The following is a 17,994-nucleotide window of genomic DNA, read 5'->3' on the forward strand; positions in this document are numbered from 1 at the left end:
TTATTATAACTCTGCTCCATTCGTTTCAATCACTTTTTTATACCAGTCAAAGCTATCTTTCTTCATCCTTTTTCCTGAACCCTTACCTTCGTTATCCAAATCTACATGTATAAACCCATAACGTTTATTCATTTGAGCAGATGAACAACTTACAATGTCAATTGGGCCCCAGGCACAATACGCAAAGATATCAGCTCCATCATACATTGCTTCCTTCATGGCAGATAAATGAGCAGAAAGATATTCAATTCGGTAATCATCATGAATCTTCCCATCTTCCATCTCATCGTACATACCTAAACCATTTTCAGCTATCATGAGCGGTTTTTTATAACGATCCCAGTAAGTTGAAAGAGAAATATACAATCCCTGCGGATCAATTGCCCATCCCCATGGACTTGATTCTACATTAGGGTTAGGAGTTGTTGATGTTTGCTTCAGTGTATTTTTCGAAGCATCCGCTGTGTCTGTATAGTAATAAGAAATCGCTAAATAATCCATTGTGTTTTCTTTTAATATTTGTTTATCTTCTTCAGTTATATCGATATGAATATTATTCTCTTTAAAATAATTTAATGCATATTGAGGATACTCTCCAAAAAACTGCACATCCGTATAATAATACTCCATACGATTTTTCTTAAATGCCAGCTCAACATCATCTGGTTTAGATGAAGCTGGATAAACAGTTACATCAGAAACCATTGTCCCAATCTGCATTTCAGGATTAACAACTTCAGCATATTTTTTCAACTTTGCACTGGCAACAAATTGGTTATGAATTGCTTGAAATGTTGCTTCTTCATAATCATCAACGGCATCGTAAGGTATCGCCGTAGAATTAAATGGCTCAAAACCAACTAAATTAATTTGATTAATAACAATCCAATATTTCACTTTGTCTTTATAACGATCCAATACTACTTTACCGTATTTATAAAACAAATCTGCCACTTTCCGATTGTGCCAACCACCATATTTTAAAGATATATTAATTGGTGTTTCATAGTGTAATATTGAAATAATTGGTTCCATACCTAATTCAATAATTCTATCAATCAGCTTATCGTAGAATTTAAGTCCTTCTTCATTCGGCTCTTCCTCCTCACCTGTAGGGAAGATTCTTGTCCAATCAATGGAAGTTCTAAAATTTTTAAATCCCATTTCAGCGAGTAGCGCTAAATCGTCATAATACGTATGGTAAAAGTCGATACCATGCCTTTTAGGATAATAACCTTGGGCCGTCAAGCTATAGAAAAGCCCGAAAAGAAGGAACAACTACAAAACCTGCTCGAAAAAACAGGGGCAGAGCTTTTGAAAATAGTTGATGACGAAGAGAAAAAATCAGATGGACAATAATTTTTAAAAATATATAAGGAGACTTTAAATTGACAATTACACTTAACCACACAGTGGTATTCGCTAAAAATAATGATAAAGCTGCACACGAATTTGCAGAGAATATGGGCCTAAAACTTAATGTTTATGAAGGGATAGACAATAAGTTTGCAGAAGTGCAAGTTAATGACGATCTTTCTGTTTTCTTTATGACAATCGAGGATGATACTCCACAACAGCATTTGGCTTTCAGTGTTGATGGACATACTTTTGACCAGATTCATGAACAACTTCGTAAAAGGAATGTAGCCTTTGGGAACAGCCCGTTTGAAACAGAAAATCGACGCACAGATCACCCATTTGCTTCCCGTGGGTTGTTTTGGACCAATTTAGATGGTTACCTATTTGAAGTTATGACTGATTAGCCATAATCAATGTTGATAAAAACGTTGGATATTGCAAATATGGACTCTTTGATTCTGCCTCAATCGGGCGCGATTGTTGAACATCAAAAGCCTACGTTATCTTAAATCTCCCAATTGGTAAATGCGGTGGCAACAGGTGGTAAGTTCTGTGGCAATCACTGGTAAAAAAGATGGCACAAGTGGTACATTTCCTTGGCCGTAATCATACAGACTCTTTTTTACTTCTATTATGTTGTCTCAAAATGCAGTGACTCTCTTTATCTTAATAGCTAGTTTAGTAAGACTATCTATTTGAAAAAATACACCTAGATGCAATAAAGGATTATATCATGACTATTATTTAACATATTTTAGCAGGTGAAAAGAAATGATCCCACACTCCAGTTCATAAGATTGATCCATATAAAAGCAGCCCCAAATAAGTGCTTTCTCAAATTACTTTTAATTCAGTAAGTTTAATGTTTGTTCTACTTACTACATAAACAATGAATGTAAAATGAGAGATCAACATATACACATATTATAAGTATAGAAACGACCCTTGATATTCCTCATTCTAAATATCAAGGGCCCTCCTACTTATCAACTCTTCAATTCATAATAATATCTATATGCCCAACCGTAAACTGCTGCTAATAAATATGCTAGTTAAATCAAAATGCACTAATTAATTTATATTCTTAACCGGTCTGCCAATAGAATGATACTCCACTCCATTATCAGCCATTTCCTGAACATTATAAATATTTCTACCATCAAACACCAATGGAGTCTGCATTAAATCTTTATACTGATTTGGGGTAACAGCTTTAATCTCTCCCCACTCTGTGAAGATGAGACATGCAGCTGCTCCTTTTAAAGCATCTTCCGGACTATCCACGTAAGTGATATTCCCCTGCCCATGACTTCCTTCTGAATAAAACTGTTTAAAGTTATCGACCCCGATTGGATCATATGCATAGATATCTGCCCCTTGTTCTAAAAGCAATGGGACATTTGCAAGTGACGGAGCTTCACGAAGGTCATCTGTACCTGGTTTAAATGTTAAACCCAGTACTGCTACCTTGATACCTTCAAACGTTTCTAACCGCTGCTTCGCTTTATCATACAATTTCAATTTTTGTTCAGAATTTATCTTAATCGTTGCTTGCATTGTCCTCAAGTCATATCCATATTGTCTTGCAAGATACTCTAAAGCACTAGTGTCTTTCGGGAAACAAGATCCCCCATAACCAATACCAGCATTTAAGAACTTGCTGCCAATACGGTCATCATAACTCATTCCTTCAGCAACATCTTGAATATCTGCACCAACCAATTCACATAGGTTTGCAATATCATTCATGTAAGAGATTTTTAAAGCAAGAAAGTCATTAGAAGCATATTTAATCATCTCAGCAGAACGACGATTGACAGATACAATTGGCAGGTTAAACGGTGTATAAATCTCTGTTAAAAGATTCTCTGCCCATTCACTCTCCGTACCGATAACGATGCGAGCTGCCTCTAATGTATCTTTTACGGCAGATCCTTGTGCAAGGAATTCAGGGTTAGATGCCACTTCGACTCTAACATCATTAACAAGTGACTTATTAATAAGCTCCTCAATTTTATCATTCGTGCCAATTGGTACCGTTGATTTAATTACAGCTAAACAATCTTTTGCAACAGACTCAGCAATTTGTATTGCCACTGTTTCTACATATTGCAAGTTCGCTGACCCATCTTCTTTTTCCGGTGTACCAACACCAATAAATACAGCATCCGCTTCTTTATACGCAGATGGATAATCAGTGGTAAAATGCAATCGGCCAGCTTCAATGTTCCTACGCATCAATCCTTCCAGTCCTACTTCATAGATTGGAGAGATTCCTTCTCGCATCATTTTTACTTTTTGTTCATCTATATCAACGCATATTACGTTATGTCCGTTTTCTGCCATACACACGCCGGTTACGAGACCGACGTAACCGGTGCCGGCTACTGCTATGTTTTTCAAGAAGTTCCCTCCTATAAAATCACTTTATGTTTTTCTACCATATGGTAGGTTATTTTGTTGGAGTATGTTTAATGTTTATAGGAATAGCAATATATTCACCAAACTTAACTATCGCTCATCCTCTCATTACTAAATAAAAGGAATACAAGGTTTATTATTATCAAATTTTAATGCTCTCATTCAGTTACAACTTATGGTGAACATAATCCGACAAATTAGATTAAAAAAAGAAAAATCCAAACCATCTGTCATATTGGTAAAGTATTCACACAAATACCAACAAAAGGATGATATGGATACTTTACTATTATATCATAATGAATAATGGAAATGAAATGCCTTTTGTTATTTATTATCAAGAAGAAATTCCATTTAGCTATCTAAACGCAAGAGTATTCCATCACATTCAGTTAATCAATCAGGGAGTTCATTGTCCCGATCGTTTTTTGGATCACCAAAGTACATGAATATCATCGTAAACAGGTTATTGCCAGTTCTCACAATGGTACTCCTATTATTGATTATTTCCATCACCATCGTTTTTTATGTGAAACTTACCATCATACGTTTATGTAGCCTTTGCCTTGGCTGGAACGATATCAATGCATTCCCAAGATCGGTTACAAAGCATTTCTGCACGCCACTGCCGATCGTACTTTTATAGCTGTTAGGGAAGTCATTCATCGCAGCGGTCAAAATGAACGAATTCATGCGTTGGAGAACTATTCGGAGCACCCCGGTCTTGCTGAGCATTCTAAGCTGTCGTTAATTGAAATAGACAAGGTTAGTTTGGCGAAAGGAAAAGACAAATATCGTCTTGTCATATAGACTCTCTCTGTTCCATGGCGTCCACAATTGTTTCTGGTGCATGAAAGCCAGCTCAAAAATGAAGTCATGAAGATCCTTCGGGAATTAGCTCAGCCCGAACATGTCATGGCGGCTGCCATTGATATGTGGTAAGATTATAAAATTGCTGTTCAAACCTCCCAAAGCGCTATTGTGGTAATCAATGCATTCCATGTTATCCAAGCAGCATTTACCAAGGATTGGGACGAAGTTCGGAAAGTCGTTTAAACCGATGAGCAAGCAACAACGTAATGACCTGAAACGAGATAAAGACCTGTTCACCGGAGCCTTTGACGATTTAACAAAATAAGAACAGAAACGGCTGGGTCAATGGGAGAGATATCTCCTGAATTGGCCCAAGTCATGCACATTCATCAGCAACTTTGCGCCTTGTATCGTTTTAATGATTTGGAATAAGCACTAGAACTTCTGGTTGAATAGGAAAAGAAAATCCTTGAATTTTAAACAATTTCCTTTGGAATAAGCTCGACATTTGCTTTCAATAAATAAGTATAATAATCCGTACGCAATTTAGCTACTTCCTCTTGTAGTAAAGAAGTGTCTGGAGCACTGTTTGCTTCAAAAAGAAAGAGTCTTTTACTATCGTCTATTCCAATATCTAGGCCAAGTGTTACCAACTTCTGCTTTCGTACTGTTTCTATTTTTTTGGCCATATTTAATGCAAAGGAATTTATATGATCATTAATTGATTGTGCATCTTTTTCGAATTTTAGTTTAAAAAACATACCGGTATCCAGCATGCTGCTATTTTGTCCAATATTGGAAGCAACCTGCTGACCTATTCCGACTCTAATATATTTTTTTGCAATTACCCATTTTCCTTCTTTATTTTTCTCCAAATGGGCACGACAGTCAAAGGGATCCCCAAAATGTGTTCTGGAAGGAATGTATTTTTGAACAATAAATTTATCTTTTGAAATGATATTTTGAAAATATGAAAAAGTTTCCTGTAAATTCATTTTTTGGCTAGTTTTATTGTAACCGATAATGAACTCATCTTTATTTACTTGTGATATTTTATATATTTTCTCCCCTAATTGACTATAGATAGGCTTGACAACAACTTCGCCATATTTTAATAAATAGCCTTTAATAACAGAGAATGTTTTACATCTGGATGTTGGAATGGCATACTGTTGTAAATGTTCATCTTGCTCCATTACTTTCTGTACCTTCTCTTTTGAGATTTTATTTCTCCCACCTTCAGTTAAGTATGCGCGATCTTGTAAATAGGCTATTTTTTGTTTGGATTTTAAACAGAATGCAGAAACATCAATAATTTCTGGGATAGGCATCTCTGTATCTTCCCATGTATCTCCCTTTAAAACCAACCCGGAGGCTATATGGTCATCTTCGTTGATATCGCTTGGATTCATATACAGAATCTCGATTCCTTTAGATTGTGCTTCGATGGATATTTCTTTTGCCAGATCTGTTGGTTCTTTGAAAGGTTGCAGTAGTCCTACTAACATGGAATCAATTCTCCTCCTAATCATTCGTTATCCTAGTTATCTAGATATAATTCTACCACAATAGAAATTAATTTGAAGTATAAATTTTTTTAAAAAATGATAGTGACGCATTTGTCAAGTTTTAAGATGTACCATTTTTACTATTTACTATCAAAAAATAAAGGCTTTTTTCGTGAAAATATATATTTCTCCAATATTTCAATCGGGAAAGAACGCATCAAATGTTTTCTGAAAATCCGGCCCCGAAAAGGAAATACGTATCTTGTTGTCCACAAAAAGCGTTTGGTGATTTTCATTATCAACGTGTGGATAAGAGAGTCTAGGATACCAGACTTCCTTAGGGAAATAAATTTCATACCTGTTCTAAATTCTTGTCTCAATTGAGATTTGTAGCATCACAATTAGCTTTGTCATATTTTCATACAGAGATTGTATCAAATTGCAGTCGTAAAAGCAGCACGCTTTACAATTACTCTATAACGAAATGCACTAAGCAATTTGCACTGAGGAAGAGAAAGAAGTCGTTTTGTCCTTCCTCTTTTAGTTTAATTATCTTTAATTGTTTTTAATAAATATCGGTAATAATCTGTTCTTAACATAGCTATTTCACCAAGTAAATTTGTCGTTACAGGAGCATCATTTGCTTCAAATATAAATATATCATCATTATGATCTATCCCTAAATCTATACTTAAAGTAGCTAGTTTTGTTTTTCTAAGTAATTCTATTTTTGCTGCTAATTGAAGTCCATATTCTTTCATTTGCTCTAGTTTTATTTCTGCTTCACTGCCGTATTTTAATTTCATAAATATATCTGTATCAATAATTCCTCCCCCTTGTCTCCAATTTGTTGTAGTTTTTTGATTGAGACCAATGCGAATCTGGTTACTAATAATTCGCCAATTTCCATATCCAGTCTTTTCGAAATGAATTCGCAAATCGAAGGAATTTTTCTCTGGCGTTACTGAATCTATGTATTTTTGTATAATATAATTTTTTTTGAGAATTTCGTTTTTACAAAATGTGGCGAGCTCTTCATAAGAGACTTCTATTGAAGTGTTGTAATAGTCTAAAATATACTTCATCGGGCTAATTTTTTTAATTTTATATACACCTTCTGCTTGTTTACTGTGTATAGGTCGTAAAACAATATCGTCGTATTCATTAAGAAATTCTTCAATTTCCGAGAAGGAAGAACAGTTCTTTGTGGGTATAGTAAATTTTTGATAGTTTGAGTCTGCCTTCAATTGTTCTTGCAATGATAGTTTTGATAAACGATTTTTTCCATTTTCAGTTAGATGAGCTCGCTTTCTCAAGTGTCTGATAACTTCCCTATGTTTTAAACAATTAGAATTCACATCAATGATTTTAGGTATTTTTGCTTTTACGAGCTTCCATTCACCGTCCTTATAAAGCAATCCTCTAATCCTGCTTCTCCTTACGTCAACATCTTTAGGGGTGAAATATAATATATCTACTCTTTTAGTTTGTGCAACTGAAGCAATTAAACCTGCTAATTGTTGAGGTTGTTTAAAGTTACGTAAGTACCCAATTCTCATAATTTACTATGCCTCCAAATTCATTGTTACTTAAAAATTAAAGTCTACTATACTACACTATTTTAATTTATACATGATAAATTTCAATGAGTTATATTCTTCATTCATTTTAAACTATCTCTTATCAAAACATGTAAAAAGTATTGGTTTTATTCAAGTTACTATAGAAATACCAATTAGAATTTATTAGGCGATTTGTTTTGAATTTTTTAATGTGCAGTAATACATGATAGAAATTAGAATAAAAAAGTAGTTTATCTATAAAGGGGAACAGGAAACAAAGTATAAAACAATTAAACGACCTACCCTGCTAAAGCATGTTGATCTGAACATAAATATCGATGACTAATGTCGTTACTAAGACTGAACTTAACCTTCTATTCGAAATGTTTTTTCTTCGTTATTATAGTTTCTAACCGTTCCCTCATTTACTTTACCTACTGACGCCAAAAAATGCTGCCCCCAGCATCTCTTTTTTTATCTCTGGAAACTAATTTTGAAGTAATCAAGAAAGTCTTTCTTTTAGGTACTGCATGATTTTACTTGGTACTAGATTAGTAAAACATTTTAGAAGTAAATATGAATATTATTCCCCCCAAAATTCCTTGCAAGATGGTTATTCCTCTTCCTTCACACCTTTGTCTTATTAATACCTATGTTCTTACTGCGATTTCTCCACGTAATACTTTATATCGATACTTGGTTACCAAAATAACGTGATATTTTATATCATATACGGTGCGGCTATTCTTTTTATATCCGTCCTTACTTTTCATCTCATCTCTTAGTATGAGCAGCTAAAGATAAGCCTAAAAGCCAACACCATCTATAGATAATGGAGTTAGACCACGTATTTGGAAATTAAATCACAATCGAACTGAGCATTTGCTTTAAGATCAACAATCAGCTTTTTTGTACAGTACGTCAATTGAATGGAGTTGACAGGTCCATAAAGAGCTATTAATTATGCTTTATTAATGTTACTATTTGCTATAATCTTTGGGTTCTTCATTAAAAGCCTTTCTAGTAAGGAGTAAACTTCGCGCGTGCATATTTCAAGTCTAGGGAGAATACATATCTTTATTCCCAAATGGTTTGTCGCTTTATGAAGATATTTTTATTGTAGCGTTAAATACATCTGCATTTACACAGGTAATTAAATTTATTTTTCCGCGTTTATTGATAATATACCTTTCACAGCAAACTGCAAACAGGGTCACTGTTTACCTGTATATATTGCTTTTCTTTTATATTGCACCATATAAAAGAAAAATATGATCAGAATATCTAAAGAAAACACTAATTATCTGAATGTTAAATAAACTAACAATTGAGTCAGGGAGGTAAGGAATAGAATCGAAAAAAGTAAAGGTATTTTGACTTAAAATACCTTCACTAAAAATAAAAATAGTTATTGACCAAATGATTTAAAACTAACATTCATTCACTCTTTCTTTATAGCAGACATGGATATTACTATTTAATAGTATAGAAAACTGCTTCACTTTCCATCCTGATAAACGACTTCCCCTTTACAAACCGTGTAAGCAATATCCATCTGCTCATCTAACAAAACAAAATCTGCATCCTTTCCAACCTCAACACTGCCTTTTCGATCAAAAATCCCAACTTGTTTTGCCGGGTTAACTGCATTCATCTTCACAATATCCTGTAATGTTACCCCATCTAGCTTCAGCATCATCTTCACTGCATCAATCATTTTCAAAATACTGCCAGCCAATGAACCATTATCCAGGGTAGCCTCTCCATTTTTCACAAAAACAGGCTGTCCGCCAAGCTCATATTCTCCTTCATCTAATCCTTTTGCCCGCATCGCGTCTGTAATCATAATAATACGATCAGACCCGACATTATCAAAAATAAGCTGCAGCATCTCTGGCACAACATGAATACCGTCTGAAATCAACTCTGCGCGTAAATCTTCCAACTGAAAGGAAGCTCCAACCGCTCCAATATCCCGATGATGTATGCCATTCATTGCATTACATAGATGCGTCAGCTGTCTAACACCTAATTTCGTTGCATCCTTTATTTGCTGGAAGGAAGCATCAGTATGACCTGCAGATACATTCACGCCAGATTGATTTAGTGTTTCTATAAATTTCCCTGTTTTATCATGCTCAGGAGCCATGGTAATTGTCCGAATTTGTCCGTTTGCATCGTCCTGCCAGGCTAGAAATTTAGCTAAATCAGGCTCTGTAATATATTGCTTCGGCTGTGCTCCTGCTTTGGAAACTTCTACAAAAGGACCTTCTAAATGAACACCGACTAAATCTGCTCCCGATTTTTGTCCGCCAGCTGTCCATGCAGCAACATTCTTTAAAGCATTAGAGATTTCTTCCTCTGATTGGGTAATGGTCGTAGCGAGATAGCTGGTCGTTCCTTCTGATGGCAGTTTATCCGCAAGTGTCTGTAAGGTTTCTGGTGTTGCATCCATGATATCAACGCCATAGCCACCATGAATGTGCCCATCAATAAACCCCGGCAGCAATTTTAATTTATGCTCTGCATCGATGACTTTCCCGGAAAAGGATAGATTAGTTGCTTGTTCTTGTGTCAGAATCTGTGTTATTTTTCCGTTCTCTGATATAACCGATGCATTTTTTATAACTTCTTCCGGCAGATAAGCTTCTTGAATGTTTTTTATAAGCAATGTTGATTGTTCCACCATCTATTCCTCCAATTAATCATTTATCTATTTCTTCTATTATAACGCTATCTCTTTAATAAATGTATATTTTGTTGTTATTTCCCGGGAAATGATATGATTTATCGAAATAAATTCAATGGAAAGTTACAAGTAAACGTCTGTTCAATGTTTATTAACATTATTTGCCAAGAATGATTATGTAATTAATTACTTTTTCTATATCAATATGACTATTTCTGTTATTATTAACAATACTTTCAACACGGTTATATACCTGAGATTTAAATGAAAGTGTTATCAAAACAGTTCTATCGACCTTATTATTTAAAACATTACAAACATGTTACATTTCTCTATATAACCTACCATTATTATCTATAAAACGATATAATTCTATAAAGATGTATTTATTGGATTATTTTTCATAGACAGATGTGCTAGATTACATACTTGTACTATGCCGTAATGGAATAAACTAGTAATACTTCTTTAAAACTAACAAACTACATTCTATCAATCACAATAAACAAACATCTGGAAGTAAAATACATCTTGTTCGTTTATGGAATATGGGATTTGTACTTATACCGGGATTGTTGCGTACATCGTTTATGGATTTATTTCTTCATTAATATAACGTACGGACAAAGCTAATAGAAAGTATACCTGTCACACACAGTTATTTTCTTGATGCACTCCTCCTTGGTCTCCTTACAAATCATATTCAAACACATCTATAAAACCCCAAACATTAAAATCTAAGGAGGAAACGCACACATGGCTAACAAAAAAATCATCTTCTCTGTTACTGCATCTGCAGCAATTGCATCTGCCTTTGTAGCAACAGACAGTGCCGACGCAGCATCTTACAAAGTAAAAAGCGGCGACAACCTATGGAAAATCGCCCAAAGTCAAGGAACTACCGTGTCCAAATTAAAATCTATCAATAACCTTTCTTCGGATATTATTTTCCCGAATCAGGTTTTACAAACAACTGGGTCTTCCAGTTCGAATTCTAGCTCTGGTTCTTCTTCTAGTTCCAGCTCGAATTCCAGTTCAAGCAATTCCAGCGGAAGTACATATACAGTGAAATCTGGTGATACTTTAAGCGGTATTGCCTCTCGACATGGTATTTCTTTAAATAACTTAATGAAGTGGAATAATCTATCTACGACATTAATCTACCCTGGAAATAAATTAACTGTCAGCAACAGCGGTTCCAGCAGTTCAAGCTCTAGTAATTCTAGCAGCTCTAGTTCCAATTCAAGTTCTGGATCAAGCTCTTCCAGCACCTATAAAGTGAAATCTGGCGACAGCCTTTCTAAAATCGCAAGCCAGCATGGAACGACTGTATCTAAATTAAAATCACTCAATAACTTGTCATCTGATTTGATTATTGCCGGCCAGACATTAAAAGTAAATGGTTCCAGCAGCTCTAGTTCCAGCTCATCTAACAGCAGCAGCTCAAATAGCAGCTCTGGATCATCCAACAGCTCTTCCAGCAGCTCATCATCCAGTGCAGGTTATAATGTAGATACCCTTATCTCTGTTGGAAAAAGCCAGCAGGGTGACCCATATGTATGGGGAGGAAGTTCTCCTGGCGGGTTTGATTGCAGTGGGTTCATCTATTACGCTTATAATCAGGCAGGTAAAAATATCCCTCGTACCAGTGTTGCAGGCTATTATGATAGAGCACAGACGATTAGCAATCCGCAAGTAGGAGATTTAGTATTCTTCTCTGGAACGTATAAATCTGGTCCATCTCATATGGGTATCTATGTTGGAAATAATCAGTTCCTTCATGCAGGTTCATCTACTGGTGTTACCATCACATCATTGGATAACCCTTACTGGAGCTCTCATTTCGACAGCTTTAAACGTTTTTATTAAAATACGAGCATTATTGAAAAATCTGTACCCGCCTGTTCCAGTCGAACAGCAGGTACAGATTTTTATTTTGCCTCCCGCTTGACAAACCGGTCATGTTCATGTCTTTTCAAAAAATGGTACTTCATAACACAATAGATTATGGTAAAATTAAAAATAAATAATTAGAAATACGAATAATTAGGAGGAGAATTGATTCCATGTTAGTAGGACTAATGCAACCTTTCAAAGAACCAACCGATCTGGCAAAAGAGATATCCATCGAAGCACAATCCAAAGGAATCGAGATTCTGTATATGAACCCAAGCGATATCAACGAAGATGACCATATGACCTCCGGGATGGTTTTAAAGGAAGATACGTGGGAAAATGCCGAGATGTCTATTCCAAAGATTATTGATGTTTCTGCATTCTGCTTAAAATCCAAACAAAAAATAGCCTATTTACAAGATCGCGCCTACTTAACCGAGGATGGGAGAAATAAAATCTCCAAGGAAAGTGTCCAGGAAATGTTAACAAAGGATCCGCAGTTTCAAAAGTATGCCATTCCAACCTTGCGCTGTAAAAGCTTCTCTATCATTAAAGGCTTCTTAATAAAGTATGGAGAAGTCGTTGTGAAGCCTGTCTACAGTCAATCCGGAGAAAACATTTATAAAATCGTACAGGCAGATAAAGATTCCTTCCTGGTCAGTCACCAGGAATCCACTACGAACATGACATTGAAAGAAGCCTTTGCGTTCTTTCAATCTATTATTTCCAAACGTAAATGTATTGTCCAGCCATACATACCTTCCAGAACGGAACAAGGTGAGCCCTTTAATTGCCGTGTTCATTTAGAAAAAAATAAAGAGGGTAAGTGGGTCATTGTGAAAAAATATATCCGCGTTGGTACGGAAAAACAAGTTTCTCCCAACAATCAAGAAAGCGGCGTCACCTTTGATGCAGGTATGTTTTTAACATTAAAATTTACTGAGGATGCCTCTGCAGTGGATGAGCATCTGGATTCGTTTGCCTTAAACGTTGCAAAAAAGATAGAAAAAACACGAAAAAAAGAATTAGCTACACTTGGTCTGGATATTGGAATCGATAAGGACCAGAACCTTGTGCTCTTTGAATCTATCAGTGCCCCTGATTCTTCACTGCTTCATCAAGAAGTAGCACAATTACGAACAGACTATTATGTTTACTTAGCTGAACAAAATGCGAATAACTTTCCCAAGGAATTAGCTTAAGAAGCTCGGTTCTCTATATGTTTTTTAATGATGTATCCCGCCAGGAATGTCACAGCGACATTCCTGGCAATCCTATATCCATTTCAGCTATCTGTACGTTCAGCTTACCTTATACCGTGCAAGATGCTTTTTGCACAGAACTTCATTCTCTAAATCCCCTTTTTTTATAGCGAAAAAACATATTTTTTGTCCTCAGATTTATTCCTGGTTGTTTTCTTATGTTACTATTACGTTAATACGGTTTTAGGAGGTGGAAATGATACGTACTATTCTCACTTATGGAACGTTTGATTTACTGCATGTAGGCCATGTGAATTTATTAAAGCGTGCAAAAGAAATGGGTGATTATCTTATTGTAGGATTATCCACCGATGATTTTAATATACTCAAGCATAAGCAGTCTTTTTATTCCTATGAAGACCGGAAAATCATTCTTGAATCTGTACGTTATGTTGATAAGGTTATCCCTGAAATCTCCTGGGAGCAAAAAAAAGATGATATTTTAACCTATCATGTCGATACATTTGTTATGGGGAATGATTGGAAAGGAAAATTCGATGCCCTGCGCTCTTTTTGTGAAGTGGTTTACCTCCCTCGGACAGATGGCATCTCTTCTACGTTGATTAAGGATAATTTAAGAGACGACAGCTGAAAATAGGCACTCTGTCATATAAATAAAGCTGGCGCCGTTTACGTGTGTCTCGGCTGTACTTATGCGATGGATAGATGTTTGATTTTTCCTGTTACATCATCATGAATATGTAATGCAATTGTAAATTTACTAATAGTTCATTCCATAGTAAAATTAAATGGGCTTTATCAAGAAATCCGTCGATATTTCTTGTAAAAAAAGGAGATTTGTAATGGTAAAACAAAAGAATATGCGAGGCCGCCGGGTTACGCGAAAAAAGCGTAAACTCCGTAAAGGTGTCTTAATTACCTTAATTATAATAGGCTTGGCTTTAGTCAGTGTTGTTGGTTATGGAAGTTATTTATATGTTAAAGCAAATAATGCAGTCTCTGATTCTTATGAAGATGATGGTCGTGAAGGTTCGGATTTACGGGATTTTGAAGTGGACCCGAATATTGACAACGTGTCTATCCTTATTATTGGCGTCGATGAAAATGAACACCGGGATAATGCAGAAACCTCCCGATCTGATACGCTTATGTTAGCGACGTTTAATAGAGAAGAAGGCAGCGTTAAATTAGTAAGTATTCCTCGTGATACCCTTCTATATGTTCCTGAAGTAGGTCGCGAAGATAAAATCACACATGCTCATGCCTATGGCGGACCAAAGGCAACCATCGAAACAGTCGAAAATTTAATGGATATTCCGGTTGACTATTATGTCCGTGTTAATTTCCATGCATTTGTTGATGTGGTCGATGCTATTGGCGGTATTGATATTGATGTGCCGTATGAACTGACAGAATCTGATTCCATGGATAAACGAGATGCTATCCATCTGCTTGCTGGAGAACAAACAGTTGATGGAGAAGAAGCATTAGCGTTTGCCCGGACCCGTAAGCTGGATAATGATATTGAACGCGGAAAACGGCAAATGGAAGTGGTCAATGCCGTAGCGGATAAAGCAGCATCCCTCAGCTCTGTGTTTCAATTTGATGACTTGATTGCCGCTGTCGGCAACAACATGAATACGAACATGACGTTTAATGAAATGATGACTTTTATTAAGTACGCTACCGGCGGTCTTGATATTGAAGATATGACCTTAGAAGGCAGCGATTATCAGCCAGGTTCTACGTATTATTGGCTGCTTGACGAGCCGGCATTAGAAGAAACGAAAAGATTGCTTCAGGATCACTTAGAAATCTCCGGTTCCTCTGCGGAGGAATCAGGAGAAACTTATGAGAATCCTAATTCGGAGGAACCGACCGAAGAAGGAACGTACGAAGAGGAAGGCTCCTATGAAGAACAAGGTGATCCTTATCAGGAGGAAGAACCTTATCAAGAAGAGCAGCCTGGTGAATCCTATGAAGAAGAGCCATATCAAGAGGAACAGGACCCATATCAGGAAGAAGTGCCTCAAGAGGAAGTACCTCAAGAAGAAACGGACGAATATGGAAATCCTTTATAAACACGAAACTCTTTCCCAGATTTATCGGGAAAGAGTTTTTTGCTGTCTGTATGTATTCACCCGTCCTATACATGAAAAAAAGCCTCCCTATTCTTGTACCATCCAAGAATAAAGAGACCTGCTTATCTTATTTTAACCTTCTTTTATGCAATTCTTCTTTTTTATGAAATAGAGAAATAATACTTCCTCTCGATCGGATTCCACATACCACCGAGAATAGATGTATCCCCAGAATAACGAAGCAGAAGACAGCCAGGGACGTCATCAGCTGTGCGTTATTAACGACGATACCCATCGCACCGAAGAACATGCTGAATGCGTAGATAATCCATACAGATTGTCTATGTGAGTAGCCGTTCTTTAATAATAGATAGTGAATATGATTTCGATCCGCTACCGAAATACCTTGTTTATTGCTGATTCTCCGGATAATGGCGAGCAGTGTATCAAATACCGGAAGTGCAATCACGATAATCGGGATAACAAAGCTGAAGAAGGCTACATTTTTGAATAAGCCGAGCATCGATATAATCGCAATCGAATATCCTAAAAATAACGCTCCCGTATCTCCCATAAAGATTTTCGCCGGATGAAAATTGAATGCTAAAAAACCCAGTGTTCCGCCAATTAACAGAACACATAATCCAATGACAATCATACGAGAATCCATGATGGCCATCACCAAAATGCTGATAAAAGCAATGGTTGATACGCCGCCAGCCAGACCGTCTAATCCATCAATCAGATTAATGGCATTTGCAGCAGCAACAATCCATAAAATCGTAAGAGCTATCCCAACATACTCTCCTAAGAAAACCGTTCCCATAAAAGGTAATGTCAATTTCTCAATAACTAATCCGGAATAAGCTACTACCGAAGCAGCTCCTATTTGCCCTAACAGCTTGGTGCTGGGGCGAAGATCAATAATGTCATCCAGAAGCCCTGTCAATAGCATAATGATTCCGCCAATAATAATCGCTGTCATTTGCGGATGTTCTGGCTGCAGATAGAAGAACCCTGCGGCGATACCAAAGAAGATGCCCAGACCGCCAATGCTTGCTACAGCTTTTTGATGCTGTTTTCTCTGATCAGGCTGATCTACTAGATTGCATTTTTTAGAAATCCATATAATGATTGGTGTCGTGATAATTGCTGTCAGCAAAGCGATAACAAATGCGATCAGCAATTCAGCAGCACTCCACATAGTTGTTCACCTACTTATTTTACTCTAGTAAACTTACCTTTGTTTTCTATTACCCTTTCTTTCGTTAATCATACCATAATTTGATATGAACTGTTATATAAAAAAGCAAAAAAACACCCGAATCCCTTTCCGGAGAAAGAAACTCGGGTGTTAATAAATATTAACGATATTGCGTAATGTTAAATTTGAATACCGGGTTATTCAGCATATCATATAATCTTTTAATGCTTGGAACTTGCTTCACTGCCCAGCCAATATCTGTTGCATATTGCGGGTATCCAGGGTTCGCAGGATTCCATCTCATTTTATATAACGTATTTTGGTTATATTGATTATGAATGTAGCTATTTCCAATAAATTGGGCGCCGCCAATGATAGCCTGTTCTGGTGAGAACCAGCCTTCATTATAAGCTCTGATGGCTCCACCGTTATGCGCATTGCCATCTACCGCACCAATACCATACATATTGTATGTGGTTCTGATATTTCGAAGACCGCTTCGATTAGATGAAGTAACTACAACAGGATTTCCGTTGCTATTTAAACCTACTTCAATTCCTTTTGCTAATGCAGAGCTTCCATTACCAGTTTCTAGTAACGCATGTGAAATCAAATAGATTTCATTAACGCTATGCTGTTTGCCAGCTGTTATAAAGGCTTGTCCTCTGCCGGCAAGAATGCCTTTCCCTTTTAGAATATCGTTATTTAAGGAAGAGGCTGTGACACCAACACTGCTGGTTAAATCTAAATGCTGGAAGATATCATTATTCTCTGGATTTAGATAACTGCTTACATCACTTCTAGTTGGATTTCTCCAAGCATTGTAGCTGATTCTGTACCAATTACCTGTTGAACCAAGAATCGTAACCTGTGTTCCGCTGCTTATCTGTCCATAAATATGGCTCGAGCTGCTTGCAGAGGAGCGGACATTTACATTTGCAGTTGTTCTGTTTGAACCATCCACATAATTCTTATGCACATATGCAGGATCATTTCGATACATATCAGTCTGCTGTAATTGGTTCATTTGGGTGTTCAACGCTTGATTGAATGTTACGTCATATGTTTCATGGTTAACAACCCAGCGATTGCTGACTGCTTCATCCAAAGCTGCCAAGGTTCTTTCATCTACTATTCCATTTACTCGCAGGTTATTATCTCTTTGGAATTGCTTTATTTTCTGCTCCATAAAGCTCCCAAATAGTGTCGTAACGCTTATGTGACCATATCCAAGGCTG

General features: G+C 36.4%; 14 protein-coding genes. 6 read left to right on the forward strand and 8 right to left on the reverse strand.

Translation table 11 applies throughout. The annotated features are described in order from the left end of the window. Positions 1–3: 3 nt before the first annotated feature. Complete coding sequence (locus ACW0TQ_RS19515) at positions 4–1,248, reverse strand: glycoside hydrolase family 1 protein (RefSeq protein WP_455725935.1); 1,245 nt, start codon at positions 1,246–1,248, stop codon at positions 4–6. Between ACW0TQ_RS19515 and ACW0TQ_RS19520 the strand changes: the two genes are divergently transcribed. After that, a complete protein-coding gene (locus ACW0TQ_RS19520) occupies positions 1,237–1,359 on the forward strand; it encodes a hypothetical protein (protein WP_455725936.1) in 123 nt (40 codons plus the stop codon). The genes ACW0TQ_RS19515 and ACW0TQ_RS19520 overlap by 12 nt on opposite strands. A 29-nt stretch (positions 1,360–1,388) precedes the next feature. Then, positions 1,389–1,763: a VOC family protein gene (locus tag ACW0TQ_RS19525; RefSeq protein ID WP_341173325.1), complete on the forward strand. Its 375-nt coding sequence runs from the start codon at positions 1,389–1,391 to the stop codon at positions 1,761–1,763. Positions 1,764–2,430: 667 nt separating this feature from the next. On the opposite strand, the gene ACW0TQ_RS19530 is transcribed toward ACW0TQ_RS19525, so the two are convergent. The 5 genes from ACW0TQ_RS19530 to nagA all read right to left on the reverse strand — a co-directional run bounded on the left by ACW0TQ_RS19530 (position 2,431) and on the right by nagA (position 10,352). Beyond that, positions 2,431–3,762 carry a UDP-glucose dehydrogenase family protein gene (locus tag ACW0TQ_RS19530; RefSeq protein WP_084612823.1) on the reverse strand — a complete coding sequence of 444 codons (1,332 nt, stop codon included), beginning with the start codon at positions 3,760–3,762 and terminating at the stop codon, positions 2,431–2,433. A 1,307-nt stretch (positions 3,763–5,069) separates the two neighbouring features. Further along, on the reverse strand, positions 5,070–6,101 hold the full coding sequence (locus ACW0TQ_RS19535; RefSeq protein WP_042529637.1) for a YheC/YheD family protein: 1,032 nt from the start codon (positions 6,099–6,101) through the stop codon (positions 5,070–5,072). A 545-nt stretch (positions 6,102–6,646) separates the two neighbouring features. Further along, positions 6,647–7,660: a YheC/YheD family protein gene (locus tag ACW0TQ_RS19540; RefSeq protein WP_455725937.1), complete on the reverse strand. Its 1,014-nt coding sequence runs from the start codon at positions 7,658–7,660 to the stop codon at positions 6,647–6,649. 653 nt (positions 7,661–8,313) lie between these two features. Beyond that, positions 8,314–8,436, reverse strand: a complete 123-nt coding sequence (locus tag ACW0TQ_RS19545; RefSeq protein ID WP_244882326.1) for a transposase — start codon at positions 8,434–8,436, stop codon at positions 8,314–8,316. Between the two features lie 725 nt (positions 8,437–9,161). After that, positions 9,162–10,352, reverse strand: coding sequence for an N-acetylglucosamine-6-phosphate deacetylase (gene nagA / locus ACW0TQ_RS19550; protein WP_042529633.1), 1,191 nt, complete (start codon positions 10,350–10,352; stop codon positions 9,162–9,164). 756 nt (positions 10,353–11,108) lie between these two features. Here nagA and ACW0TQ_RS19555 point away from each other — a divergent pair. From ACW0TQ_RS19555 to ACW0TQ_RS19570, 4 genes are all read left to right on the forward strand, one after another. After that, on the forward strand, positions 11,109–12,221 hold the full coding sequence (locus ACW0TQ_RS19555; protein WP_042529631.1) for a C40 family peptidase: 1,113 nt from the start codon (positions 11,109–11,111) through the stop codon (positions 12,219–12,221). Between the two features lie 197 nt (positions 12,222–12,418). Continuing rightward, positions 12,419–13,450, forward strand: a complete 1,032-nt coding sequence (locus tag ACW0TQ_RS19560; protein WP_042529629.1) for a YheC/YheD family protein — start codon at positions 12,419–12,421, stop codon at positions 13,448–13,450. 259 nt (positions 13,451–13,709) lie between these two features. Continuing rightward, the gene (tagD, locus tag ACW0TQ_RS19565) at positions 13,710–14,102 is read left to right on the forward strand and encodes a glycerol-3-phosphate cytidylyltransferase (RefSeq protein WP_289585075.1); all 393 of its coding nucleotides are present in this window, start codon (positions 13,710–13,712) and stop codon (positions 14,100–14,102) included. Between the two features lie 211 nt (positions 14,103–14,313). Beyond that, complete coding sequence (locus tag ACW0TQ_RS19570) at positions 14,314–15,552, forward strand: LCP family protein (protein ID WP_341173329.1); 1,239 nt, start codon at positions 14,314–14,316, stop codon at positions 15,550–15,552. 127 nt (positions 15,553–15,679) lie between these two features. On the opposite strand, the gene ACW0TQ_RS19575 is transcribed toward ACW0TQ_RS19570, so the two are convergent. Further along, positions 15,680–16,756, reverse strand: a complete 1,077-nt coding sequence (locus ACW0TQ_RS19575) for an MraY family glycosyltransferase (protein WP_341173330.1) — start codon at positions 16,754–16,756, stop codon at positions 15,680–15,682. Positions 16,757–16,916: 160 nt separating this feature from the next. Continuing rightward, positions 16,917–17,994: peptidoglycan-binding protein (locus ACW0TQ_RS19580; RefSeq protein ID WP_455725938.1), on the reverse strand; the 1,078-nt coding region annotated here is incomplete at its 5' end.

The organism is Oceanobacillus sp. M60, from assembly GCF_053839645.1.

Coding starts and splice junctions, on each gene's coding strand:
- ACW0TQ_RS19535 (WP_042529637.1), bottom strand. CDS start 6,101: ATGTTAGTAGGACTACTGCAACCTTTCAAAGAACCAACAGATCTGGCA.
- ACW0TQ_RS19540 (WP_455725937.1), bottom strand. CDS start 7,660: ATGAGAATTGGGTACTTACGTAACTTTAAACAACCTCAACAATTAGCA.
- ACW0TQ_RS19545 (WP_244882326.1), bottom strand. CDS start 8,436: ATGAAAAGTAAGGACGGATATAAAAAGAATAGCCGCACCGTATATGAT.
- nagA (WP_042529633.1), bottom strand. CDS start 10,352: ATGGTGGAACAATCAACATTGCTTATAAAAAACATTCAAGAAGCTTAT.
- ACW0TQ_RS19555 (WP_042529631.1), top strand. CDS start 11,109: ATGGCTAACAAAAAAATCATCTTCTCTGTTACTGCATCTGCAGCAATT.
- ACW0TQ_RS19560 (WP_042529629.1), top strand. CDS start 12,419: ATGTTAGTAGGACTAATGCAACCTTTCAAAGAACCAACCGATCTGGCA.
- ACW0TQ_RS19570 (WP_341173329.1), top strand. CDS start 14,314: ATGGTAAAACAAAAGAATATGCGAGGCCGCCGGGTTACGCGAAAAAAG.
- ACW0TQ_RS19575 (WP_341173330.1), bottom strand. CDS start 16,756: ATGTGGAGTGCTGCTGAATTGCTGATCGCATTTGTTATCGCTTTGCTG.